General features: G+C 64.7%; 12 protein-coding genes. 7 read left to right on the forward strand and 5 right to left on the reverse strand.

Translation table 11 applies throughout. From position 1 onward, the window contains the following. Positions 1-24: 24 nt before the first annotated feature. The 5 genes from FJ546_RS12195 to FJ546_RS12215 all read right to left on the reverse strand — a co-directional run bounded on the left by FJ546_RS12195 (position 25) and on the right by FJ546_RS12215 (position 12,336). Positions 25-1,182, reverse strand: a complete 1,158-nt coding sequence (locus FJ546_RS12195; protein WP_140889549.1) for an ABC transporter permease — start codon at positions 1,180-1,182, stop codon at positions 25-27. A gap of 12 nt (positions 1,183-1,194) precedes the next feature. After that, complete coding sequence (locus FJ546_RS12200; protein ID WP_095773873.1) at positions 1,195-2,229, reverse strand: ABC transporter permease; 1,035 nt, start codon at positions 2,227-2,229, stop codon at positions 1,195-1,197. 217 nt (positions 2,230-2,446) lie between these two features. Then, positions 2,447-4,099: an ABC transporter substrate-binding protein gene (locus tag FJ546_RS12205; RefSeq protein ID WP_140889550.1), complete on the reverse strand. Its 1,653-nt coding sequence runs from the start codon at positions 4,097-4,099 to the stop codon at positions 2,447-2,449. Between the two features lie 253 nt (positions 4,100-4,352). Continuing rightward, complete coding sequence (locus tag FJ546_RS12210) at positions 4,353-10,406, reverse strand: translocation/assembly module TamB domain-containing protein (protein WP_140889551.1); 6,054 nt, start codon at positions 10,404-10,406, stop codon at positions 4,353-4,355. A gap of 1 nt (position 10,407) precedes the next feature. After that, a complete protein-coding gene (locus FJ546_RS12215) occupies positions 10,408-12,336 on the reverse strand; it encodes an autotransporter assembly complex family protein (RefSeq protein ID WP_140889552.1) in 1,929 nt (642 codons plus the stop codon). Positions 12,337-12,607: 271 nt separating this feature from the next. On the opposite strand from FJ546_RS12215, the gene FJ546_RS12220 reads away from it, so the two are divergent. The 7 genes from FJ546_RS12220 to FJ546_RS12250 all read left to right on the forward strand — a co-directional run bounded on the left by FJ546_RS12220 (position 12,608) and on the right by FJ546_RS12250 (position 25,254). Continuing rightward, positions 12,608-18,106, forward strand: a complete 5,499-nt coding sequence (locus FJ546_RS12220) for an alpha-2-macroglobulin family protein (protein WP_140889553.1) — start codon at positions 12,608-12,610, stop codon at positions 18,104-18,106. Positions 18,107-18,286: 180 nt separating this feature from the next. Next, positions 18,287-20,377, forward strand: coding sequence for a penicillin-binding protein 1C (gene pbpC / locus FJ546_RS12225; RefSeq protein ID WP_246686818.1), 2,091 nt, complete (start codon positions 18,287-18,289; stop codon positions 20,375-20,377). Beyond that, positions 20,370-21,101 (forward strand): M15 family metallopeptidase, encoded by a 732-nt coding sequence (locus FJ546_RS12230; protein ID WP_140889554.1) that lies wholly within the window; start codon positions 20,370-20,372, stop codon positions 21,099-21,101. The genes pbpC and FJ546_RS12230 overlap by 8 nt, the downstream gene beginning before the upstream one ends. A gap of 198 nt (positions 21,102-21,299) precedes the next feature. Beyond that, on the forward strand, positions 21,300-22,328 hold the full coding sequence (locus FJ546_RS12235; RefSeq protein WP_140889555.1) for a sulfate ABC transporter substrate-binding protein: 1,029 nt from the start codon (positions 21,300-21,302) through the stop codon (positions 22,326-22,328). Positions 22,329-22,412: 84 nt separating this feature from the next. Continuing rightward, complete coding sequence (cysT, locus tag FJ546_RS12240; protein WP_140889573.1) at positions 22,413-23,264, forward strand: sulfate ABC transporter permease subunit CysT; 852 nt, start codon at positions 22,413-22,415, stop codon at positions 23,262-23,264. Next, entirely contained in the window at positions 23,257-24,141 is an 885-nt protein-coding gene (gene cysW, locus FJ546_RS12245; protein ID WP_140889556.1) for a sulfate ABC transporter permease subunit CysW, read from the forward strand. The genes cysT and cysW overlap by 8 nt, the downstream gene beginning before the upstream one ends. Before the next feature lie 72 nt (positions 24,142-24,213). Continuing rightward, positions 24,214-25,254 carry a sulfate/molybdate ABC transporter ATP-binding protein gene (locus FJ546_RS12250; RefSeq protein ID WP_140889557.1) on the forward strand — a complete coding sequence of 347 codons (1,041 nt, stop codon included), beginning with the start codon at positions 24,214-24,216 and terminating at the stop codon, positions 25,252-25,254. Positions 25,255-25,341: the final 87 nt, after the last annotated feature.

The raw sequence follows: 25,341 nt of genomic DNA on the forward strand, positions 1-25,341 counted from the left end.
CAGATGCGGGCCGGGGCCCGTCAATCAGTCTTTCATCGATTGTTCACGCAGCGAGTCGGCCAACAGGTTGAGCCCCAGCACGAACGACATCAGCGCGATCGTCGGCGGCAGCGCCGGATGGATGAAGGAGCGCAGCAGCCGGCTGGCATCCTTGATCGCCGTGCCCCAGTCGGGGCTTTCCGGTGCCAGGCCGAGGCCGAAATAGCCCAGCGTCCCGAGCAGGATGGTGGTGTAGCCGATGCGCAGGCAGGCATCGACGATCAGCGGCCCGCGCGCATTGGGCAGGATCTCCCAAAGCATGATGTACCAGGGCGATTCACCGCGCGTCTGCGCCGCCGCCACATAGTCGCGCGTCTTGATGTCCATCACCAGGCCGCGCACGATGCGGAACACGCCCGGGCTGGAGGCAAACACCACCGCCACGAAGATGTTGAGCTGGTTGGGATCGATGTGGACGATGTGCAGCGGGTCCTTGTCGAAGACGAGGCCCAGATAGATCCAGCCGCCGACGATCAGGGTAATGCCGAGCAGGATGTACAGCCGGTCTGGCCGGTTCTTGTAGCGCGTCCAGAACAGCACGCTGAAGAAGATGATCGGAAACAGGAAGAACACGCCCGCCATGGCATAGGGGATCGGCGTGTCCATGATACCCGGCGTCACCAGGAGGTAGAACAGCAGGATCACCGGGAAGGCCAGCACGAGGTTGGCCAGGAACGACAGCACCGTATCGATCTTGCCGCCGTAATAGCCGGCGGGCAGGCCAAGCGTGATGCCGACCATCAGCGCGAAGCCGGTCGCCGCTGGCGCGATGATCAGCACGATCTGGCTGCCATAGACCATGCGCGAAAACACGTCGCGTGCCAACTTGTCGCCGCCGAACAGATAGACAAGCCCCGATTGCGGCTCGATGGCGCCGGGCAGCATGTCCTTCATCACCGGGACCTGGGCCAGCGGATCGAAAGGCGAGATGGTCGATGCGAAGATCGCCGTGAACAGCCAGAACAGGCAGATGCCGACGCCGACGATGCCGACGCCGCTGTCGAACAGCTGCCCGTAGAGCGCCAGCCTTTTCTTGTAGGCGAAGCTCGCACCCATGACGATGATGAGCGCAATCCAGACCGGCCAGAAGCGCGACAGCACTTCGAGAACGACGCTGAAGGCACTGATATATTGGACCTGCATCCGCTTCGCCCCCTACTGAACTCTGATACGCGGATTGAGAAACGCGTAGCCGACATCGGAAATGAGCTGTGTGATCAAGACGATGAACACCGAGACCAGCGAGCAGCCAAGCAAAAGGTCGATGTCGTTGTTGCCGGCGGCCTCGACCAGCGTGTAGCCGAAGCCCTGGTAGCGGAACATCACCTCGACGATGACGACGCCGGTGAGCAGCCAGGGAAATTGCAGCATGATGACGGTGAACGGTGCGATCAGCGCGTTGCGCAGCGCATGTTTCACCACCACCCCGCCGAAGGAGAGACCCTTCAACCGGGCGGTGCGGATATATTGCTGCGTCATCACCTCGACCATCGAGGCGCGGGTCATGCGGGCGATGTAACCGATGCCGTAGATTGCCAGCGTCATGACCGGCAGGGTGAAATTATAGAAGGTGATACCCTGGCTTGCGGACGCTGCCGAACCGTTCAACCAGCCGAGCCATGAGGCGAAGATGACGGTGAAGATGACGCCCGACACATATTCGGGCGTCGCCGTCGAGGCGATCGAGGCCACCGAAAGCACCCGGTCGGTTCGCGATCCCTCGCGCATGCCGGCCAGGATGCCGATCAAGAGCGATACCGGCACCATCACCGCCAACACACAGAACATCAGGATGCCGGTGGCGCCAAGAGCCGGAAACAGCTTGGAGGCGACGGTCGTCTTGAACTTGGTCGAGCAACCGAAATCCCCTTCGAGGACGCCGGAGAAGGTTGGTACGGCCGGATCGTTGCAGAAAGTGAAACGCTGCGTCGGCTTGCCGGTCGCCGGGTCGGTCACCGGCTGCTTGGGCAGCAGGCCCAGCCATTGTCCGTAGCGGACGAAGAAATTCTGCCGGTAGCCATGGTTGACCAGCCAGTCCTCCAGCTGTTCGGCCGAAGTGTGCATTTCCGTCTGGCTGATCGCCAGCTTCTTCAGGTTGGGTTCGAGGTTGATCAGGAAGAAGACGATCATCGTCAGGCACAGCATCGTCAATGCCATGGTGCCGAGACGCCTGAGAACGAAAGAAAGCATGGCGGCCCCCTGCCGATGGGGTGGGTTTTGAGCCGGCTTCAAAGCCTCGCCTGCCGTCACCGGCGGACTGGCCGTCAAACGGGCCCTCGAATGCGATCAACCCTGTTTTTATCGCATGGCCTTTGCGGGTGAGTCCGTATTTTTTTGCGGACGAACCTGCAATGGCGACGCGGAGAGGGAGGGAAAGGGGCAATGCCCCTTTCCCCGGCCCGATCGATCAGGCCTGATCGAGCCAGACCTTGCCGTAGTCGCGCTCGAAGGTCGGATGCATCTTGTAGTTTTGCACCGCCTTGACCGAGTGGCTGTAGAGCTTGCGCCAGTAGGGCTGGATGATGATGCCGGAAGCCTGCAGGATCTGCTCGATATCCTTCATCATGTCCTTGCGCTTGGCAGCGTCGGCAACGGCGAGTGCCGCATTGAGCTTGGCATCCCAGTCGGGGTTCGACCAGCCAGCCTCGTTCCAGGCCTCGCCGGTGCGATAGGCGATGGCCAGAACCTGGACGCCGAGCGGACGCATGTTCCAGTTGGTCATGGACAGCGGATACTTCGTCCAGTCGTTCCAGAACGTCGAGCCCGGCAGCACCGTGCGCTTCACCTTGATCCCGGCATCGCGCAACTGGGCGGCGATCGCGTCGCCGGTGTTCTTGTGCCAGTCCTCGTCAACCGTGATCAGCTCGTGTTCGAAGTCGGCTTGGCCGGCTTCCGCCATCAGCGCCTTGGCCTTGGCCGGATCACGGGCAACCTTCGGCAGCTCGTAATATTCCGGATGGATCGAGCAGACATGGTGGTTTTCAGCGACCGAGCCGGCATTGCCATAGCCGAGCTGCAGGACGACATTGTTGTCGACCGCGAGCTGCAGCGCGTTGCGCACCTTCTGGTCGCCATAAGGCTTGTTGTTGACGTTGGTGCGGCAGACGATGGTCGAAGCCGTGACGATCTCCGACTTGACCAGGTCCATCTTGTCGAGGATCGACACATAGTCGGCCGACGTTTCGAAGTTGGTGTGCACTTCGCCAGCCTCGAAAGCGCTGACCATGGCCGCCGGATCGGTGCCGTAGTCGATGAATTCGATGCCGTCGAGGAACACGTCGCCGTCCCACCACTTGTTGTCTGCGCGGCGCTTGTAGACGACTTTCTGGCCGACGTCGTAGGAGACGAGCTCGAATGGACCGGTGCCGATCGGGCAGGCCTTGAAGTCGCCGCCCTTCTGGTCGAAAGTCTTGTGGACGATCAGGCCGGGATAGTCGCACATGTTGGGAATGAGCGCGATGTCAGGCTTGGCGAGCTTGAGCACGACCGTGTGGTCGTCCGGCATGCTCACGGCGCTTTCGTCGAGCTTGTCATCCTTGACCAGCGAGCCGAGACGGCCCGGCATCGAATTGCCTTCGGCCTTCTTGTCGGCCCAGCGCTTCAGGTTGAAGACGACGTCAGAGGCTGTGAAGGGGTCGCCGTTCGACCAGGTCACGCCCTTGCGCACATGCAGCGTGTACTGGGTGGCGTCGTCGTTCACGTCCCAGCTTTCCAGCAGATAAGGGCGGAACGTATATTCGCTCGTGTACTTGACCAGTGGCTCGAGCGCCTGGCGCTCGGCATTGGCAATTTCCGACCAGTCGGCCTTGCGAGGATCCTTGGGATCCTTGATCCACTGCGCGACCTTCAGCGTGCCGCCTTTCTTGCCTTTTACCTCTTCTGCCCTTGCCGGCGTCGGATCGGCGAGACCGAGAAGGCCATAAGCCATCGCCGTCGAGGCGCCGAAGACGCTTGCCATGGCCAGGAATTCGCGGCGATCGACCTTACCTGCCCTGGCTTCTTCGGCCATGGCCAGGATGTGATCCGGAACGCGATCGCCATTACTCTTGTAGATTGTCATGACTAACTCCCATTGTTGGCTTTCCGCCGATTAACATTCCGCATCCAGGCCATGATGTCAAAGACGGCTTGGATTGGGAACATGTTAGCGAATGTGCAACTTTGAAAAGGGAGCGGTACGCGCGATAGCGACAGTCTTGACGCAAAATTGCTAGTGCGCCCAGATTTCGCCAAAATCTACCCAAGGCGATTAAACTGAGACATTGGCACGGGTTACGACAGCGCCAGTCCCGGCAATGGTGAGGACCAGCCCCTCAATATTCCTTTTCGTAGAAGATGCCGCCCTTGGCCTCGCCGGCGTCCGTCGCCTCGCCGCGCAACTTGACGCCACGCCCGACATTGAGGTCGATGGTCGCCTTGCCCGAGCCCGGCTTGTCGCCCTTCTGGATGGTCACATAGGTGCGGTCGTTGAGGTATTTGCCGGCCGAGACCGCCGTGCCGCCCTTGTCGTCGGTGGTGACGTCGAGATCGTCGACGCCGATGGCGCTGCGCAGATTCTCCAGCAGCGACGTCGAGCCGCCGACGCCAGCCAGTTGGCCGGCCGCCTCGGCCAGTTGCGCGATCTGCAGCGGCGACAGGTTCGACATGGACCGGCCGAAGATCAATTGCGCCAGCACCTCGTCCTCGGGCAGCGCCGGCACCGAGGAGAAGGTGAATTTCGGATTGGTCGCCTCGCCCGACACCACGATGGTGACCGTGGCGCTGGCCGTCGTCGTGGTCGCCGTCAGGTTGAGATAGGGCACCAGCGAGCCGGAGAAACCGACCGTACCCTCGGTGAAGGTCAGCCGCTTGCCCAGGATCGACAGCCGGCCGCGCTGCAAGGTGAAGGTGCCGACGGCCTGCGGCGACGAGGCCGGGCCGGTCAGCCTGAGCGAGCCGCCCAGTTCGGCATCGACGCCCCTGCCCTGGATGAAGATCTGGTTCGGCGCATTGACGGTGACGTCGAGCGCAAGCCCGCTGCCGCCGCTCTTGCCCGACGTCGTTGCCGGGCGCAGCGCCTTGTCCTGCGCGCTGACGGCGCCAGGCGCGTTCTTGTGCTTGACGTCGAGCGCCGAGAGCGAGCCCGGCAACTTATCCGGAACCGTGATGACGGTTTTGGCGAGATTGGCGGTGCCGGCAATCACCGGTGCCGATACCAGCGGCCCCTTGATCGTCAGGTCGCCGCCGAGATTGGCGGTCACCACGCGTCCGTCCGTATAGCGGCCGTCGGTGAGCTTGATCGACAGGTCGGCCGGAAAACCTTGCGCCGGGTTGATCCCGACCGTGCCGCTGGCCGACAGGCTGCCGCGCGTCGACAATGTTCCGGTCAGCCGGTTGATCCTGGCGACGCCGCCGCCGATCGAGACATCGGCCGCGAGATCGTTGACGGCCAGGCCCGAGCGGGCATCGACCAGCCGCGCGGCAGATGTGCTGACACTGCCGCCGACGACAGGCGACGTCGCCGGGCCGCGCACCTGGACATTGACCGTGGCTGTTCCCGACAGCGACAAGCCCTGCGCGGCAAGCTTCTGGCTGAGCATGCCGAAGGGAACGGCGCCATTGAAGTCGAGCACCAGCGCGGGCGTGCCCGCCGTCGTCACCGTGCCGCCGCCCTTGAGGCCAAGACCGGCGCCATCGCTGACATTGGCGTTGAAAGTCAGCTTGTTGCCGGCAAAGGTACCGGAGGAGGAAACTCCTACCGCGCCGACACCGGCGCCGCGGGTTTGCGACGTCTGCACGCCGGCCGCGTCTATATTGAAGGCTACGGAAGGGCTCGCCGGCGCGCCGGTCACCTTCACCGTGCCGGAAATCGAACCAGCGGCATCGAGACCCGGCGAGAAACCATTGGCGAGCGACATCGGCACCTTCGCCAGCGCCGCATTGATATCGAGCGCCTGCCCGACCTTGCCGGTCACCGTCGCCGTGCCGCCGCCAAGGTTGAGCACCAGCCGGTCCAGCGTCGTCGTGCCGTTGGCGATGCTGACGGTCGAAGCCTGGGCGATGGCCGCCTTGATGCCCTGGACGGTCGCCTGGCCGGAAGCGAGTTCGATGGTGGTCGTGCCATTGGCCACCTTCACACGGCCGGCGGCCTTGGCCGGAATGCCCTTGACCGTGGCGCCACCGGAAAAACCGGTCCAGTCGCGGTCGCGCTTCAGATCGACATCGATGCCGGTGATCACGGTGCCGCCCGATTTGACAGTGTCGGCGCGTATCTTGCCCGAGATCACCGGTGCGGCGAGGTAATTGGCGATCAGCGCATCGATGGAAACCGCCTTCGCCTGGAGATCGCCGCGCGTGATCGAGGTGGTGGCCGCCTTGATGGCGACCTGAGGTGCGGCACCGTTCTTCGTGAAGGCGATCGTGCCGCGCACGTCGCCCTCCGCCTTTTCCAGCGCCAGCGCGGCGAGCGGGCCGATATCGGGCAGGTCGAGCGAGATGGTGCCTTCGGGTACGAACTTGTCGTCCAGCGCCAGATCGCCGGAAATCCGGTTCTTGCCGAGCGACAGGAGCAGGCCGTTGATGGCGCTCTTGCCGTCCGCCGTCGCCAACACCGCGCTGCCTTGCAAGGCCTGTCCCGCGACATTGCCGGCCAGTTGCACGTTCGCGGCCGGGTTGGCGGCATCCGTCTTGCCGGTAGCCGTGAGCTTCAGTCCGGTGATCTCGCGCTCCGCCACCAAAAGCCGATCGCTGTTGACCGTCAGTGACAGATCGGGGGCGATGGCCGGGCCCTGTGCGTTCAGCGCAAAGGCAATGGCGCCCTTGGCGTCCTTCGACAGCGGCGAAATATCGGCAAGGGCGCCGGTGATATCGGCGCCCAGTTTGTTGTCGGCAAGGCTCGCCTGCCCTTGTGCGGTCAGTCCGCCCGAGACCAGCTTCAACCTATCGAGATTGATGCTGCCGTAAGGATCGCGCTTCAGCGTGGCGCTGATCTGCGCGCGCTCGCCAAGCATGCCGCGCGCCGCCGCCGGCAAGGCCGATGACGGGGCATCCGCACTCAGCATCAGGTCGATGGCGCCATCGCGCAACGACACCTGCCCGGCGACCTGGCTATTCAGCGCATCGCTCTTGAGCGAGCCGCTGTCGATGGCGACGCCGTCCGACGTCAGCCGGGCGTTCAGCGCTGCCGTCACCTTGCCGGCGATCAGCGGTGCGATAACGGCATTGTCGAGACCGACCTTGTCCACCGACACCGTGCCTGAAACCGCTCCAGCGCGGTTCTTGAGGTCGAACGCATCCGAGTGCAATGCCAGGACAAGCCCATCCACCTTAGCCGGGTTGGTGGTGATTGACGGCAGGATCGCGGAAACATCCAGGCGGGCTCGCGTGGTCTCGCCCGCCGCCTTCGCCGACAAGGACCGGATCTCGATCTTCACCGGGCTCGCGGCGCTTCCGACCGTCAGCGGCAGGCTCGGTCCCGACGATGTAAGGTCAAGCGCAAAATCGCTGGCGCCGTTCGGATTGATGGTGCCGGAGGCCTGGCCGGAAATCTTGTCGCCGGACAGCGTCGCATGGTCGAGGACGCCGCCGCCGGCCAGGGTGTAGGTGCCGGCCGCATCGACCGCGAGAGGCCCGAGCCCGGCCTGGCGGGTCTGGCTGGTTTCGACGCCTGCAAGCTGTGCGTTGAACCGAACTTCGGGGGCAGCCGGCGTTCCGGTCAACTGCGCAGCGCCGCCGAGCATTCCCACCGCATCGAGCCCGGGGGCAAAATCATTGGCCAGGGCCGCCGGCAGCGCGGAAAACTGTGCGGCGAGATCGAGCGTCTGGCCGGCGCTGCCCGACAGCGTCACCGAACCGCCGCCGACATCGAGCGCCAGCCTCTCGATGCTGGTGGTGCCGTTGGCGATAGTCAGGGTCGAGGGTTCAGCGATTGCCGCCTTGATGCCGCGAACCGTGGCTTCGCCCGAGGCAATCTCGACGCTGGTGGTGCCCCCAGCGATCTTGACCCGGCCGGCAGCGGTCGCCGGAATGTCTGCTATGGTGGCGCCGCCGGTGAAATTGGTCCAGTCGCCGTCGCGCTTCAGGTCGACGCCGATGCCGCTGATCTCGGTGGCGCCCGAGGTGACGCTGTCGGCCTTGATGGTGCCCGAGATCGCCGGCGCCTTGAGATAGTTGGCGATCAGCGCGTTGACGGCGATCGCCTTGGCCGTCACTTCCCCGCGTGCGACCGACGTGCTTTTCGCATCGATGGTGACGGAGGGTGCGTCGCCGTCCTTGGCAAGGAGGATGGTGCCGTTGATGTCGCCGGTCACCGCCTGGCCGGCAAGTGCCGCCAGCTGGTCGATTGCTGGCGCGGCGAGCGTCAGCGTGCCGAGCGGCATGAACTTGTCATCGAGCGCCAGATCGCCGGAAACCTTGTTGTCGCCGAGCGAGACCAGGAAACCGTTGATCGAGCGCTTGCCCTCGCTGGTCACTAGCGCCGCCTTGATATCGAGCGGCTGGTCGTTGACCGCGCCTGTCAGCGAGACGTTGGCCGAGGGGCTTAGTATATCCGCCTTGCCGCTTGCCGTCAGATTGATCGCCTTCACGGTGCGGCCCGAGGCCGTCAGGCTGTCGCTGTTGGCGGAGACGGTGAAATCCGGTGCCGTCCTGGCGCCGCTTGCCGACAGCGCGAAATCGACGCCGCCGGCGACCGGCACGCCGACCATCGGCGACAGCACCGAAACATCGCCCAGCGTGCCCTTGATGTCGGCCTGGATGTCGGTGCCTTGCGCGCTGGCGGTGCCGCTGGCGCTGAGCGAGCCGGAGGTCAACGAGATCGAGTTGGCGGCAAAGGCTCCTTGCGGATCGCGCGTCGCGGCGGCCGAGAACTTCACCCGCTCGCCGAGCACAGAGCTGATCTGCGGCGGCAAGGCGGTCGACACCGCATCGGCATTCATCTTGAGCCGCACCGACAGATCGGCAAGCACCACCGTCATCGTCAGCGAGGCGTTGAGCGCATCGGAGCGCAGCGTGCCCTGCTCGATGGTGATGGCGTCCTTGCTCAGCGATCCGGCGAGGTCGACATCGACCTTGCCGGTGATCAGCGGCTCCAGCGTCGCGATGTCGGTCTTCAGCCCGCCCGCCGTCAGCTTGACGGTAACCGGACCGGCGCGGTTCTGGACGTCGAAGCCGTCGGAATGGATCTGTCCCGAAATATCGTTGAGCTGGGTACCGCCCGCCACCACCGAAGCCAGTGAGGCACCGATATCGACGATCGGCGCCTTGCCGTCGCCGAAGGCGCGGGCGGTGGCGTTCCTGATCGCAATGGTGATCGGTTGCGCCGCACTTCCCACAACGATCTGCACCGGCGCGCTTTTGGCGGCGATTTCGACCGACAGATCGCTGGCGCCGGCGGGGTCGGCGATGCCGGTCGCTGTGCCATGGATGGCGTCGCTTTCGATGCTGGCCCGCTCGACACTGATGCCGCCGGCCGATGTGGCGGTGCCGGCGACGTCGAAGCTGGTCTTGCCGGTAAACAGCGGCCTCAGATTTTCCGGCAGGAAGGGCGCGAACTCGCCGTCGCCCTTGGCCTCGACGTGATTGCCCTTGTCTGTGAGTTGATGACGGCCCGTCAGCTGCGTGACGATCTTGCCGTCGACCATGAATGTGGCGATGCCATTCCAGTTGGCCAGTGGTCCGGTGCCCGAGACCGCTATGTCGACCGGCGGCGTATCGGGCAGCTTGAGCAGATTGGCGATGATGCCGCCCGCCGGCTCCGACGCCTTGAGATCGAGGTCGAGCCTGTTGTCTGCCGGCGCAAAGTGGATCTTGGCGTCGACATTGCCTTGCTTGCCGTCATGGCGGGTGACATTGAGCACCGTCTCGACCGCCAGCGGCGCCGCGTCGGCCTTGAGCATCCCCTTGGCGGCGAGTTCGGCTATGCCGCTGCCGGCCAGTTGCTGGCCAAGCGCGATTTCCGGCAGGTCGATCTCTCGGATGTCGATGGAAACCGGCAGCGTCGCCGTGCCGCCCTGCGCCGGCGGCTGCGTGCCGGCCACCGGCAGGCGTGCCAGTTCGATGCGCTCGGCGGCTATGCGGCCGGCACTGAAGCTTTTCGACAGCAGCGCCAGCGGCGACCAGTCGACGGCGACCTTGCGCGCCACCAGCCAGGCGCCCTGGCGGTCTTCCAGCACCACATGGTCGACGCTGAGCGCGCCAGACCAGATGCCGTCAATGCCACTGACCGTGATCTTGCGGTCGTCGTTCGAAGCGAGCCGCGAAATGATGCCGGCGAGATTGTCGCGTCCGCGCTCGGTCTTGGTCAGGACAACGAGCGCGCCGATCGCGCCCGCGACCACGATCAGCAGCGTGTAGAGGACAATGCGAAGGATGCGCCACACCGTCTTCATGTCAGAACGCCTGCCCGATGCCGGCATAGATGCCGAAATGCGGATCGCCGGGATCGCGGTTGAGCGGCACGGCCGCATCGATGCGCAGTGGCCCGAACGGCGTGACGTAGCGCAGGCCGACACCGGCGCCGACCTTGACGTCGGAGAAGTTGGGAACCGATTTGGTCGACACCGTGCCGGCATCGACGAAGGGCACGATACCGATCGTATCGGTGACGGCTATGCGCATTTCGACCGAGGTCTCGAAGAAGGACAGGCCGCCGATCGGCTGACCGGTGAAGTCTTTCGGGCCGATGCCCTGATAGGCATAGCCGCGCACCGAACCGCCACCACCGGAGTAGAAGCGCCGTTCGGCCGGAACGTTCTGCAGCCCGGCGCCGACGATCGAGCCGACGGCGACGCGCTCGGCCAGCACGAATTTCGAGGCCGTGTCCAGCGACTGATAGGCCGATCCCTCGCCCTTCAGCTTGAGGAAGGCGGCGCCGCTCAAAATGTCGTAGCTCGGCTCGGCATAGGCCAGCACCCGGAAGCCCTTGGTCGGGTTCAGCCTGCTATCCCTGTTGTCATAAACATATTGCAGGGGAACGCTGGCGATGAGGTAGGTGTGCTTGCCGAACGCATCCGTGATCCTGGAATAGTCGAGCGCTACTTCCGCCGAGACCGTCTGCTTCTTGTCGAGTTCGTAGGACAGGCCGGTGCTGCCCTTGACCGAGAAATGGTCATACGCATCCGGATGCTCGAGCACGGTCTTGAAGCTGGCAAAGAACTTCGACGCCGGCCCGATCACGCCGGGTTTCTCGAACATGATGCCGGCATTGTAGTTCAGGTCGGACAGATTGTTGCTGCCGATGCCGCTGATGGCGCCATCAATACGCAGCTTTTCCGCGTGACCAAACAGGTTGCGGTGTCCCCAATAGCCCTCCAGGCCCAGCCCTTCCGTGTTCGAGAAGGTGCCGCCCAGGCCGAAATAGCGCGGCTTGCGCTCGCTGACCTGGACGCCGATCGGGATGTTGCCGTCGGCATCGAGCTTGTCGGCTTCCTTGAAGGTGACGCTGTTGAAGACTTCCAGCGCCAGGAGCCTGTCGCGCGCGTCGCTGATCTCCTGCGGCGAGTACTGCTTGCCGCGCTTCAAGCCCGTCATGTATTCGGTGAAATCGCGGTCGACCTTCTCGGTGCCCTCCACCGTGGTCGCGCCATAGCCGGCGACCGGCCCGGCCGCGACCGTCAGCGTCACGTCCAGCGTCGAGGTGGCATGGTCGGCGACGATCTGCCGGTCGGTGACCTTGGCCAGCGGCCTGCCCTGCTCCTTCAGCGTCCGCACGATCAGCGCCTCGGCCTTGAGCACCGCCCCCGATCCGGCGTCGCCGCCCGATATCAGACCGTAATCGGCGCTCATCAGCCCCGCCGCGTCGCCCTCCAGCCTGATGTTGCCGAGGGTGAATTTCGGGCCGGCGGCGATATTGATCGCCACCGGAATCGGCTGCGGACCCTTGAATTCGGCGTCCGGCGGCAAGTCGTCGAGCGGCTTGCCGTCGATGGTGATGGTGACCACGCCTTCGTAGCGGGCATCAGCGTAGAGGGCGGCGACCAATTGTTCCCTATCGCTGCGCGCCTTGGCCATCAGCCCGAGCGAACCGGAAACCGGCCGATCCTCATCGCCCTTCAGCGCCGAGGCGTTTTCGAGCTTCTTAACCAGATCCTTGTCGGCATCGGGCGCGGTGATGGTCACGGCATAGCGCAGCGGATCGACGATATCGGCGTCCTCGTCGTTGGACGATCCCCACAGCTTGATGCCGAAAAGCTCGAAAGCGGCCGCGGGCCTTGATTCGGCACCCAACGCGGTTGCGCACATCATGGCCAAAAGCAGGGCGCGCGGAAGCACGCGCCCTGGCGCGGTCCCTCCTGACATCTGCTCTTCATGCGCCGGCATTAAGACAACCTAGGTTACAAAACTAAAATTGGAATGAAGTTCTGAAGCGCTCGTAAAGGGGCCACAATCCAATTGTCTGAAATAGGACGGGCTTGGAATTCACACCTTTTGCGTCGCCGCAAGAATGCGTGATCCCCTGTCCTATGGAGGTACTACCGGTCATCGGCCGGAAAGGAAACCGTTGGCAGGCGGAACCCTGCCGCGTCCTGTGTTGACAAGCTTGACTGGAGCTTGAACATGCCTGGACGTCTGCAATTGTCTGGAGGGTGTAATGGCAATGCGCGCGGCTCGTGGTCTGTCGATCCTGATCCTTCTCTTCTTCGCCTGGGCCAATGTCTTGGCCTGGAATGGCGTCGCGCAAGCGGCCGACGCCCGGCGAATCGCAACGACGGACAATTCCGACTATTTCGGCTTTGATCTCAGATCCGACCAGAATGTCACCCTCGACCAGTGCAAGACGACATGCCTTGGCGATCCGGCCTGCCGCGCCTTCACCTACAACACCAAGGCCAAATGGTGCTTTCTCAAATCCGACTACAACCAGCTCAAACCGTTCAACGGCGCGGTCGCCGGCAAGGTCGTCAACATTGACGGCGATCCCGATATCGGCGCGCCGCCGGAACTGACCTTCTTCCCCAACTGGATGGCCGACCAGGCCCAGCAGTACCGCAACAGGCTGCTTGGCCCGGCCTTCGACAAGCCGACCGAAGGCATGGCCGCCCTGATCAACTCGGCCGAACAGGCCGTGCTGGCCGGCAACCACCGCTCCGCCATGCAGAAATACGAGGCCGCGGTCTCGGTGATGCCCGATGATGGCCAGCTCTGGCTCAATCTGGCGCGTGAAGCGCTGGCCGTGCAGCCCGCCGCCAACACCGCCGAAGCGTCGACCTTGCCGATGAACGCCACTTCGGCCGCCTTCAACGCCTATAAGCTGTTACGCACCACCAAGACGCGCGCGGACGTGCTGGCGCTGCTTGGCGCCGGCCTCGACAAGCGCGATCTCTACCGCCCGGCGCTGCAGGCCTATGAGGCGAGCCTTGCACTCGTGACGTCGCCGGCCGTGCAGGCCGACTATGCCGATCTCAAGGCCCGCAAGGGTTTCCGTGTCGTCGACCACAGCGTCGATGCCGACACCAGCGCGCCCCGCATCTGCGCGCAATTCTCCGAGGAACTGGTCAAGACCGGCGTCGACTACGCGCAGTTCGTGACTGTCGACAACGCGCCGCCGAAGGGCGTCGAGGCCAAGGGCAAGCAGATTTGCGTCGAAGGCCTCGAACACGGCCAGCATTACGACGTCACCTTCCGCGCCGGCCTGCCGGCGGCCATCGGCGAAGTGACCGCCGCTCCCGTGGTGCTGTCGATCTATGTGCAGGACCGCGCCCCGTCCGCCCGCTTCACCGGCGACAGCTTCGTGCTGCCGGCCGGCGCGCGCCGCGGCATTCCGGTCGTCACCGTCAACATGAACGCCGCCGAAATGAAGCTCTACCGCATCGGCGACCGCTCGCTGGCGCAGCTTCTGTCGGGCTACCAGTTCCTGCACCAGCTCGACGGCTATGACATTTCCAACATTTCCGAGCAGATGGGCGCGCCGGTCTGGCAGGGCAAGCTCGACATCGTCAACGACCTCAACAAGGAGGTCACCACCTCCTTCCCGGTCGACGAAGCGCTGCCGCAGCGCAAGCCCGGCGTCTATGTGCTGACCGCACGGGCCGTCGACGGCAAGGGCGATGACTACAATTCGCTGGCCACGCAGTGGTTCGTCGTCTCCGACATCGGCCTTTCGACCTATACCGGCCAGGACGGGCTCAATGTCTTTGCCCGTTCGCTGGGCTCGGCCAAGCCGATAGCGGGCGCCGAATTGACACTGGTTGCCCGCAACAACGAGATTCTCGGCACCGCGACATCGGATGCCGACGGCCACGCGGTCTTCAACCCCGGCCTGACGCGCGGCGACGGCGGCATGGTTCCGGCGGTGCTGATGGCCAAGCAGGGCGACAATGATTTCGTCTTCCTCGACATGTCCAAGGCCGGCTTCGACCTGTCGGACCGTGGTGTCACCGGGCGCGCGGCACCCGGCGCGCTCGACGTCTATGCCTGGACCGAACGCGGCATCTACCGCGCCGGCGAGGATGTCCATGTCGCCGCCCTTGCCCGCGATGGCGCCGCCAAGGCGGTCGAGAACCTGCCGCTGACCTTCATCTTCTCGCGTCCCGACGGCGTCGAGGACCGCCGCATCGTCAGCGACGGCGCTTCGGCCGGCGGCCATGCCGTCGACCTGCCGCTCGAACCCAACGCCATGCGCGGCACCTGGTCCGTGTCGATCCACACCGATCCGAAGCAGCCGGCTGTCGCCAGCCAGATGTTCCTGGTCGAGGACTTCGTGCCGGATCGCATCGAATTCGACATGAAGGCCGACAAGCAGGAGATCGAGCGCGGCGAAACCGCCAACATCAACATTGACGGCCGCTTCCTCTACGGCGCGCCGGCGGCGGGCCTGGCGCTGGAAGGCGAACTGACGCTGTCGACGGCACGCGCCTGGGACCGCTTCCCCAACTTCTCCTTCGGCCTCGCCGATGAGCAGTCGGCTGAGCCCACGGTCACGCCGCTGACCAACCTGCCGGTGGTCGGCGATGACGGCAAGGCGACCTTCCCTGTTACCGTCGACCAGTTGCCCTCCACCACCAAGCTGGTCAACGGCAAGGTGACGGTGCGCATGCGCGAAACCGGTGGCCGCGCCATCGAGCGCTCGCTCAACATCGGCATCCGCCCGCAAGGCCATATGATCGGCATCCGTCCGGACTTCGCCGACGATGAAGTGCCGCAGGGCGGCACGGCCAAATTCAGTCTGATCGCGGTCGATCCGGCCGGCAAGCGCGAGGCGCTGAAAGGCGCGCAGTGGGCGCTGGTCAAGGTCGAACGCAATTACCAGTGGTACCGCTCCAACAATTCGTGGAGCTACGAGCCGGTGACCTTCACCAAGTCGATCGCCAATGGCCAGATCGACCTCGGCGCCGATGGCGACGCCACCGTCTCCGTTCCGGTCGATTGGGGCCAGTACCGGCTCGAGGTCGAGACCTCGGACCCCGAAGGTCCCGCGACCAGTTATGAGTTCGACGCCGGCTGGTATGTCGCCTCGACCACCACCGAAACGCCGGACGGCCTGGAAATCGCTCTCGACAAGGACGATTATGCCGCGGGCGAAGTGGCCAGGCTGAAGGTCTCGCCGCATTTTGCCGGCGAGCTTCTGATCAATATCGGTTCCGACAAGCTGTTGAAGACCATCACGGCCACCGTCCCGGCCGGCGGCAGCACCGTCGACATTCCGGTCGGAGACGATTGGGGCGCCGGCGCCTATGTCACGGCCACCCTGTTCCGGCCGGGCGATGCGCAGGAGACGCGCATGCCGGCCCGCGCCATCGGCGTGAAATGGCTGAAGGTAGATCCGGGCGCCAAGAAACTCGCGGTCACGCTGACGCCGCCGGACAAGACGATGCCGCGCCAGCAGCTGTCGATCCCGGTTTCCGTGGCCGGCGTGCAGCCGGGCACCAACGCCTATGTCATGGTCGCCGCCGTCGATGTCGGCATCCTCAACCTGACCAACTACAAGGCGCCCGACCCGGAGAACTGGTTCTTCGGCCAGCGCATGCTGGGCATGGAGATCCGCGACATCTATGGCCGCCTGATCGACGGCTCGCTGGGCACCACCGGCAAGCTCAGGACCGGCGGTGACGGCGCCAACATGCAGGCGCAAGGCAGCCCGCCGACCGAAAAGCTGGTCGCCTTCTTCTCCGGCCCGGTCCAGCTCGACGCCGACGGCAAGGCACGGATCGACTTCGACATCCCGCAGTTCAACGGCACCGTGCGCGTCATGGCCGTCGCCTGGACCAAGGAAGCGGTCGGTCATGCCCAGTCGGATGTCATCGTGCGCGACCCGGTGGTCATCACCGCCGGCCTGCCGCGCTTCCTGGCGCCCGGCGACAATGCCGTGATGCGGCTTGACGTTGCCGACACCGACGGCCCGGCCGGCGACTATGCCTTCTCGATCGACACGACAGGCGACCTGTCGACGGGCGACAAGCCCCTGCCCCAGAAGCTGACGCTCGCCCAGGGCAAGCGCCAGACGCTGACCGTGCCGCTGATCGCCAAGACGCCGGGCAATGCCTCGCTCACCATCAAGCTGGCGCACGCCGACGGCACCAAGGTCGAGCAGACGCTCTACGTGCCGGTGCGCCCGGCGCAACTGCCGGTCACCACGCGCCTTGTGGTCGACCTCAAGGGCAATGGCGGCGCGCTGCGCGTCGACAAGGAACTGCTGGCGGCGAGCCTGCTTGATGGTGCTTCCGTCAGCGTCGGTGTTTCGCAGGCGGCGGCCTTCGACGTGCCCTCGCTCCTGATGACGCTCGACCGCTACCCATATGGTTGCGCCGAGCAGACCACCAGCCGTGCCATGCCGCTTCTCTATGTCAACGAGATGGCCACGGGCGTCGGCATGGAAAGCGACTCCGACCTGCATGGCCGTATCCAGGATGCCATCTACAAGGTGCTGAGCTACCAGTCCTCGAGCGGCAGCTTCGGCCTGTGGGGCCCGGGCTCCGGCGATCTGTGGCTCGACGCCTATGTCAGCGAGTTCCTGACCAGGGCGCGCGAGCAGAAATACGACGTGCCGGCTCTGGCCATGAACCAGGCGCTGAGCAATCTGCAGAACTCGCTCGGCTACGATCAGAGCGTACAGGACCGCGGCAGCGAGATCGCCTACGCCCTCTACGTCCTGGCCCGCAACAAGAAGGCCTCGATCGGCGATCTGCGCTACTATGCCGACACCCAGCTCGAAGCCTTCTCAAGCCCGATGGCCGTTGCCCAGCTGGCGGCGAGCCTTGCGCTCTATGGCGACACCCAGCGCTCGGAGGCGACCTTCAAGACCGCGCTGCAGCTCGCCAAATCGAGCACCGACTACGACTGGTACCGCTCCGACTACGGCTCGGCGCTGCGTGACGGCGCGGCAATGCTGTCGCTGGCGGCGGAATCGAAACCGGTGTCGTCGACCGTGCCGGAGCTGATCAAGCTGGTGACCCGGCAACGCGCCGAAGTGCGCTGGACCAGCACCCAGGACGATTCCTGGATGCTGCTGGCGGCCCGCGCGCTGAAGGAAGGCAATGATTCGATCACGCTCTCCGTCAATGGCGCGCCGCATTCGGGTGGCTATTCCAACCAGGTCAACGGCTCCGAACTGGTCGACAGCCCGCTCGAAATCGCCAACACCGGCAAGACCCCGCTGCAAGCCGTCGTCACCACCGTGGCGTCGCCGATCCAGCCACTGCCGGCCGGCGGTGACGGCTTCACCATCAGCCGCACCTACTACAAGCTCGACGGCACCGAAGCCAATGTGACGGAGGCAATCCAGAACGAACGCTATGTCGTCGTGCTCAAGGTCACCGAGCAGAACAGCTGGCCGTCGCGCCTCCTGGTCACCGACCTGTTGCCGGCCGGCTTCGAGATCGACAATCCCGGCCTGGTCTCCAGCGCGCAATTGACGAACTTCTCCTGGCTGGCGCAGACCGACGCCGCTCATCTCGAATTCCGCGACGACCGTTTCGTCGCGGCGTTCAACCCGGCCGACGGCGATCACGACCACAATCTGACCCTCGCCTATGTCGTGCGCGCGGTGACACCGGGCACCTATGCCCATCCGGCGGCAACCGTGGAAGACATGTACCGGCCGCAATACTCGGCCCGCACCGCCACCGGCATGATGGAAATCAAGGCGCCGTAAGGTGCCTATTGTGGCGATCATGCAAATGGCGATGGCGCTAATGACAGCTTTCTTCTCCCCGTCACTATACGGGGAGGTGAGCCCTGGTCCGCGCAGCCGACGAAAAGCCAATTGCTTGGCTTTTCGAGCGGCGAACGCCCGAAGGGCCGTCGTGCCGGCAGGCGGATGAGGGGCGGCGCCATGCTCTCGCAAAAAATGCTCCGTCGCGCAGCGATCGCCGCAGCTTCCTGCGCCGGCATTCTCGCGGTGTCCGTCGCCACCCTCTGGGAACTCGACCGCGCCTTCCCGCCGCCGCTGCCGGCTGAACTCACGGTCTCGACCGAAGTCCAGGACCGCGATGGCCAGCTGTTGCGCGCCTTCGCCACGCCGGACGGCTACTGGCGGCTCGAAACCCGGCTCGACCAGGTCGACAAGCAGTTCGTCGACATGCTGGTCACCTATGAGGACAAACGCTTCTGGGACCATCAGGGCGTCGACGTGCTGGCGCTTTGCCGCGCGGCCGGCCAGTTCGCCGCCAGCGGCCACATCGTCTCCGGCGGCTCGACCCTGTCGATGCAGCTGGCCCGCCTGATCGAGCCGCGCGAAAGCCGCAGCCTCGGCTCCAAGATCAAGCAGATGCTGCGCGCCATCCAGATCGAGCGGCGGCTCTCCAAGCGCGAGATCCTCGAACGCTATCTGACGCTGGCGCCCTATGGCGGCAACCTCGAAGGCGTGCGCGCCGCCTCGCTTGCCTATTTCGGCAAAGAGCCGAAGCGGCTCACCGTCTCGGAAGCCGCCCTGCTCGTCGCCTTGCCCCAATTGCCGGAGAAGCGCCGGCCCGACCGCAACTTGGCAATCGCCCACGCCGCCCGTGACCGCGTGCTGACCCGCATGGTCTCCTCCGGCCTGATCGGCGAACGCGAGGCGGCGCGCGCCGCCCTTGACGACGTGTCGGGCCTGCGCCGCACCTTGCCGGCGCTTGCTCCGCACGCCGCCTATGCGATGCTGCCCAGGGCCGTTCCAGGCCAGCCGCTCAAGCTGACCATCCGCAAGAGCGTCCAGGAAGGACTGGAACAGGTGGCCAGGGACGCCGCGACCAAGCTCGGACCGCGCCTGTCCGTCGCCATGGTGCTGGCCGATTCCCGCACCGGCGACATTCTGGGCGAAGTCGGCTCGGCCAATTTCTTCGATGCCAGCCGCTCCGGCTGGATCGACATGACCAAGATCGTGCGCTCGCCCGGCTCGACGCTGAAACCGTTCATCTATGGCCTCGCCTTCGAACAGGGGCTGGTGGCGCAGGAAACGCTGATCGAGGACAGCCCGGTCGATTTCGGCGGCTATCGGCCCAAGAATTTCGACATGGGCTACCAGGGCGACGTCAGCGTCCGCCAGGCATTGCAATTGTCGCTCAACGTGCCGGCGATCCGCGTGCTCGATGCGGTCGGTCCGGCGCGGCTGACGGCGCGGTTCCGCCAGGCCGGCGTCAACCCGATCCTGCCGGTCAACGAGGCGCCGGGCCTGGCCATCGGCCTCGGCGGCGTTGGCGTCACGCTGCGCGATCTCGTCCAGCTCTATACGGGGCTCGCCAATGGCGGCAAGACGCACACGCTGCATGACGGCACGGAGCCGGCCCATGCCGAGCGCACCACCGCCACCATCCTCAACGACCAGGCGAACTGGCAGATCATCGACATCTTGTCGGGGGTCAAGCCACCCGAAGGCTCATTGCAGCGCGGCATCGCCTACAAGACCGGCACCTCCTACGGCTACCGCGACGCCTGGTCGGTCGGCTTCGACGGCCGCTACGTGCTCGGCGTTTGGGTCGGTCGCCCCGACGCCAGCGCCGTGCCGGGCCTTTCCGGCTATGTCTCGGCCGCTCCCATCCTGTTCGAGGGCTTTGTCCGTTCCGGCCTTGCCACCGTGCCGCTGCCGGGCAAGCCGCCCGGCGCCTTCACCCCCAAGCGCGAGGAGTTGCCGGTGACGCTCGCCCGCTTCGGCGCCGGCGCCGATGGCCTGGTGCAGGCGACGCCGACCGAGCCCGCGCCGACGATCATCTTCCCGCCGGACGGCGCCCGCGTCGACCTCGCCACGAATTCCGCCGACGCCACGCCGCTGGTGCTCAAGCTGCAAGGTGGCCGTGCGCCGTTCCGCTGGCTTGCGAACGGCAAACCGCTGGTTGGCATCGACCGCCGCCGCACCGCGACCTGGCAACCGGACGGCGCCGGTTACTCGACGCTGACCGTCATCGACGCGGCCGGACGAGCGGCCAGCGTGAAAGTGTTCGTTGAATAGAGTGCGCCAGGCGATTCTGGGCGTTGGCTTTTACGCGCTGACGGTTGTCGCTTCCGTTCTGCCCGCACATGCCGATGCCCTCCCCGCCGGCTTCGTCCGCCTCGCCGATATCGCCCCGTCCATCCGCCAGGACATCCGCTACGCCGGCGCGGACAATTTCCTGCACCGCAAGGTGACCGGCTACGACGCACCGCTCTGCATTCTCACCTTGCAGGCGGCGCAAGCTCTTGCCGGCGTCCAGCAGGCAATCGCCGCTCGAGGCCTGACGCTGGTCGTCTTCGACTGCTACCGCCCTGCCCGCGCCGTGGCCGACATGGGCGACTGGACGCGACAAGGCGGGCCGCCCGATCCGCAATGGTATCCCGGGGTTCGGCGTGGCGACCTCATCGCCAAGGGTTATGTTGGTGAACTGTCGACCCATTCGCGCGCCTCGACCGTCGATGTCGCGATCGCGCGGGCCGACGGCCCATCCGTCGCCAAACCCGCTTGCGGCGCCGTCGATGCCGATACGCTCGATTTCGGCAGCGGTTTCGACTGTTTCGACCCGATGAGCGAGACGGCGCATCGCCCGCTCGGCAATGAAGCGACAGCAAACCGCAAGCTGCTCGTCGAGGCCATGCGTGCCGGCGGTTTCAAGAACTACGCGCGCGAATGGTGGCACTATACGCTCCGGCATGAGCCCTTTCCCACCCAGCGCTTCGATTTCCCGGTGAGCGCCGAGTGATTTGCCGGAGGCCTTGCCTCGGCACCGCGCATGCCTAGATAGGACCTCGAATCCGCGCCGAGCGCCGGCGAGGAAAATATTTCCCCATGCGGCGGAAGATCGTCGAAGATTTTCTTCAGGAGGACAAAAAAGGCAACATTCGATGCATCTAATTTCTATCAATTCGCTAGATTTGGCCCGAGTTCAACGGAGGCAGAAATGACCAAACCTCATTTCCGGAAACTGCTCGGCGCACTGGTCGCCACATCTGTCCAGTTCGGCACGCTCGGTTTCGCGTTTGCCGACACCACCATCCTCAACGTGTCCTACGATCCGACGCGTGAACTCTACAAGGCCTATGACGAGGCCTTCGCCGCCCACTGGAAAGCCGAGACCGGCGAGGCGATCACCATCCAGCAATCGCATGGCGGATCGGGTGCCCAGGCCCGCGCCGTGATCGACGGCCTCGATGCCGATGTGGTGACGCTGGCGCTCGAGGGCGACATCAACGCAATCGTCTCCAAATCGAAGAAGATCAATCCGGACTGGCGCAAGAAATTCGAAAACAATTCAGCGCCTTACACCTCGACCATCATCTTCCTGGTCCGCAAGGGCAATCCCAAGGGCATCCATGACTGGAGCGACCTGGTCAAGGACGGCACCCAGGTGATCACGCCCAATCCGAAGACCTCCGGTGGCGCCCGCTGGAACTATCTGGCTGCCTGGGCTTACGCCAACGCCCATGACGGCGGCGACGAAGTCAAGACCAAGGAATTCGTCGGCAAACTCTACGCCAATGCCCCGGTTCTCGACACCGGCGCGCGCGGCTCGACCGTTACCTTCGCGCAAAAGGGCATCGGCGACGTGCTGATCGGCTGGGAAAACGACGCCTATCTGGCGCTCGACGAATTTGGTGCCGACAATTTCGATATCGTCTATCCGCCGACATCGATCCTGGCCGAGCCGCCGGTGGCGATCGTCGACGCCAACGTCGATGCCAAGGGCACGCGCAAGGTGGCGGAAGCCTATCTCGGCTGGCTCTATTCCAAGGAAGGCCAGACGATCATCGCCAAGAACCACTATCGTCCGGCCAAGCCCGAACTGGTGGCGCCGGCGGATCTGCCCAAGACCCCCGACATCAAGCTGATCTCCATCGACGATCCGCTTTTCGGCGGCTGGAAGAAGGCGCAGCCTTATCATTTCGGCGATGGTGGTATATTCGACCAGATCTACAAGCCGGCCCAGTGAGGTTGGGCAGAGCCCGAAGAAGCGGTGTGAATGCGCTTCTTCAGCGACAATCTGGTTGAGCAAGAAGGGACGATCCAGAACTCCATGACGACAGCACCCGCTCAGGCGGGGTGGCGATTCAGGCAGCCGAGTGTCATTCCGGGTTTCGGATTGACCCTCGGCTTCTCGCTTGCCTACCTCACCCTCATCATCCTCATTCCGCTGTCCGGGCTGATCTGGCGCTCGGCCTCGCTCGGCTGGGCTGAATTCTGGGCGATCGCCAGCGACCGCCGCACCATCAATGCGCTGGAAATCAGCTTCGGCACCGCCTTCCTCGCCGCGGCCGTCAACGTCGTCTTCGGCACGCTGGTCGCCTGGGTCCTGGTGCGCTACCGCTTTCCCGGCCGCCGCATCGTCGACGCCATGGTCGACCTGCCCTTCGCCCTGCCGACCGCGGTCGCCGGCATTGCGCTCACCACGCTCTATGCGCCGAATGGCTGGATCGGCAAATTGCTGATGCCGCTCGGCGTCAAGGTCGCCTACACGCCGCTCGGCATCGTCGTGGCACTGGTCTTCATCGGCCTGCCCTTCGTCGTGCGCACGGTGCAGCCGATCATGGAGGAGATCGACAAGGAGGTGGAGGAAGCCGCCGCCACTCTTGGCGCCAGCCGCTTCCAGATCATCACCCGCGTGCTGTTTCCGGGCCTGGCGCCGGCCATCATCACCGGCTTCTCGCTGGCCTTCGCGCGCGGCGTCGGCGAATACGGCTCGGTCATCTTCATTGCCGGCAACCTGCCCTACAAATCCGAGATCGCACCGCTGCTGATCGTCATCCGGCTGGAGGAATACAACTATCCGGCGGCGACCGCGATCGCTGCGATCATGCTGGCTCTGTCGTTCGTCATGCTTCTGGTCGTCAATCTCGTGCAGACATGGAGCCGCAAGCGCTATGGCTGATCCCGAAATCAAATCCTACGAACCCTACCATGAGAGCCGCTCGGCGGCGGTGACCGAAAGCCGTCCCGCGCAAGCCGTGCTGATGGCGATTGCTTTTGTCTTCCTCGGCGTCTTCCTGCTTTTGCCGCTGATCATCGTCTTCCACGAGGCGCTGGCGAAAGGCATCAGTGCCTATACTCAGGCATTAAGCGAGCCGGACGCAGGCTCGGCCATCCGTCTGACGCTGCTTGTCGCAGTGATCTCTGTGCCGCTCAATGTCGTCTTCGGCATCTCCGCCGCCTGGGCCATCGCCAAGTTCGAGTTCAAGGGCAAGGCGTTTCTCACCACGCTGATCGACCTGCCCTTCTCGGTCTCGCCGGTCATCTCGGGCTTGGTCTATGTGCTGCTGTTCGGCGCGCAAGGGTTGCTCGGTGAGTGGCTGAAGGCACATGGCATCCAGATCCTGTTCGCCGTGCCTGGCATTGTGCTGGCCACCGTCTTCGTCACCTTCCCCTTCGTCGCCCGCGAACTGATCCCGCTGATGCAGGAACAGGGCAATGGCGACGAGGAGGCCGCCCTTTCGCTCGGCGCCAATGGCTGGCAGACCTTCTGGTATGTCACGTTGCCCAACGTCAAATGGGGCCTGCTCTACGGCGTACTGCTTTGCAACGCGCGCGCCATGGGCGAATTCGGCGCGGTGTCGGTGGTGTCGGGCCATATCAGGGGCCTGACCAACACCATGCCGCTGCATGTCGAAATCCTCTACAACGAGTACAATGCCGTCGGCGCCTTTGCCGTCGCTTCACTGCTTGCCGGGCTGGCGCTGGTCACGCTGGTCTTGAAAACACTGCTCGAGATGCGCTACGGCGCCGAACTCGCCGCGACGCGCGGACACTGACTAAATGCATGTCGCCCAAAAGCGGGAGCCGGTTTCGGGACAACGACATGCATCAACTACAAAGGGATTTGTATGGAAGTTCGCGTTGCCAACGTGCGCAAGGAGTTCGAGCGGTTTCCGGCGCTCCATGACGTGTCGCTCGACATCAAGTCGGGTGAACTGATCGCCTTGCTGGGACCGTCCGGCTCCGGCAAGACGACGCTGCTCAGGCTGATCGCCGGGCTGGAACGGCCGACGCGCGGCAAGATCTTCTTCGGCGACGAGGATGCTTCGCAGAAGTCGATCCAGGAGCGCAATGTCGGCTTCGTCTTCCAGCACTATGCGCTCTTCCGGCACATGACGGTGGCCGACAATATCGGCTTCGGCCTGAAAGTCCGGCACGGATCCTCGCGGCCACCGGCGCAGGAAATCCGCCGCCGCGCCTCCGAGCTTCTCGACCTCGTCCAGCTTTCGGGGCTGGAAAAGCGCTATCCGGCACAGCTCTCCGGCGGCCAGCGCCAGCGTGTCGCGCTGGCGCGTGCCATGGCGATCGAACCCAAGGTGCTTTTGCTCGACGAGCCGTTCGGCGCGCTCGATGCGCAGGTGCGCCGCGAACTGCGCCGCTGGCTGCGCGAGATCCATGACCGCACCGGCCACACCACCGTCTTCGTCACCCACGACCAGGAAGAGGCGCTGGAACTTGCCGACCGCGTCGTGGTGATGAGCCAAGGCCGCATAGAACAGCTCGGCACCGCCGACGACATCTACGACACGCCGAACTCGCCCTTCGTGTACGGCTTCATCGGCGAATCGAGCTCGCTTCCCGTCAAGGTCGAGAATGGCGAGATCTGGCTCGCCGACCGCCCGATCGGCCTGTCGGCGCCGCACGCGCCCGAGGGCGAGGCGACGCTGTATTTTCGCCCGCACGATGTCGAACTGCTCGACGGCTGCAGCGGCTGCATCGCCGGCACGGTCGCAGCCAGCCGCCGCGTCGCCGGCACCCGGCGCGTCGAACTCGAAATCGGCGGCGAGCGCCAGCGGGTCGAGATCGAACTGCCAGTCGGCCATCCCGCGGCGCAGAAGAGCCGGGTGGCGTTCCGCCCGGGGCGCTGGAAGCTGTTTCCGGCCGCCTAGTACTACAGTTGCAGATGCTCTCTTTTCTTGTAGTGGGCGATCATGGCTTGGGCCTGATGTTTTCGTCGCCATAGCGACCAAGCGAAT

The organism is Mesorhizobium sp. B2-4-19, assembly GCF_006441315.1.
Classification (GTDB): Bacteria; Pseudomonadota; Alphaproteobacteria; order Rhizobiales; family Rhizobiaceae; genus Mesorhizobium.

Coding starts and splice junctions, on each gene's coding strand:
- FJ546_RS12250 (WP_140889557.1), top strand. CDS start 24,214: ATGGAAGTTCGCGTTGCCAACGTGCGCAAGGAGTTCGAGCGGTTTCCG.
- pbpC (WP_246686818.1), top strand. CDS start 18,287: ATGCTCTCGCAAAAAATGCTCCGTCGCGCAGCGATCGCCGCAGCTTCC.
- FJ546_RS12205 (WP_140889550.1), bottom strand. CDS start 4,099: ATGACAATCTACAAGAGTAATGGCGATCGCGTTCCGGATCACATCCTG.
- FJ546_RS12235 (WP_140889555.1), top strand. CDS start 21,300: ATGACCAAACCTCATTTCCGGAAACTGCTCGGCGCACTGGTCGCCACA.
- FJ546_RS12220 (WP_140889553.1), top strand. CDS start 12,608: ATGGCAATGCGCGCGGCTCGTGGTCTGTCGATCCTGATCCTTCTCTTC.
- cysT (WP_140889573.1), top strand. CDS start 22,413: ATGACGACAGCACCCGCTCAGGCGGGGTGGCGATTCAGGCAGCCGAGT.
- FJ546_RS12215 (WP_140889552.1), bottom strand. CDS start 12,336: ATGCCGGCGCATGAAGAGCAGATGTCAGGAGGGACCGCGCCAGGGCGC.
- FJ546_RS12210 (WP_140889551.1), bottom strand. CDS start 10,406: ATGAAGACGGTGTGGCGCATCCTTCGCATTGTCCTCTACACGCTGCTG.
- FJ546_RS12195 (WP_140889549.1), bottom strand. CDS start 1,182: ATGCAGGTCCAATATATCAGTGCCTTCAGCGTCGTTCTCGAAGTGCTG.
- FJ546_RS12200 (WP_095773873.1), bottom strand. CDS start 2,229: ATGCTTTCTTTCGTTCTCAGGCGTCTCGGCACCATGGCATTGACGATG.
- cysW (WP_140889556.1), top strand. CDS start 23,257: ATGGCTGATCCCGAAATCAAATCCTACGAACCCTACCATGAGAGCCGC.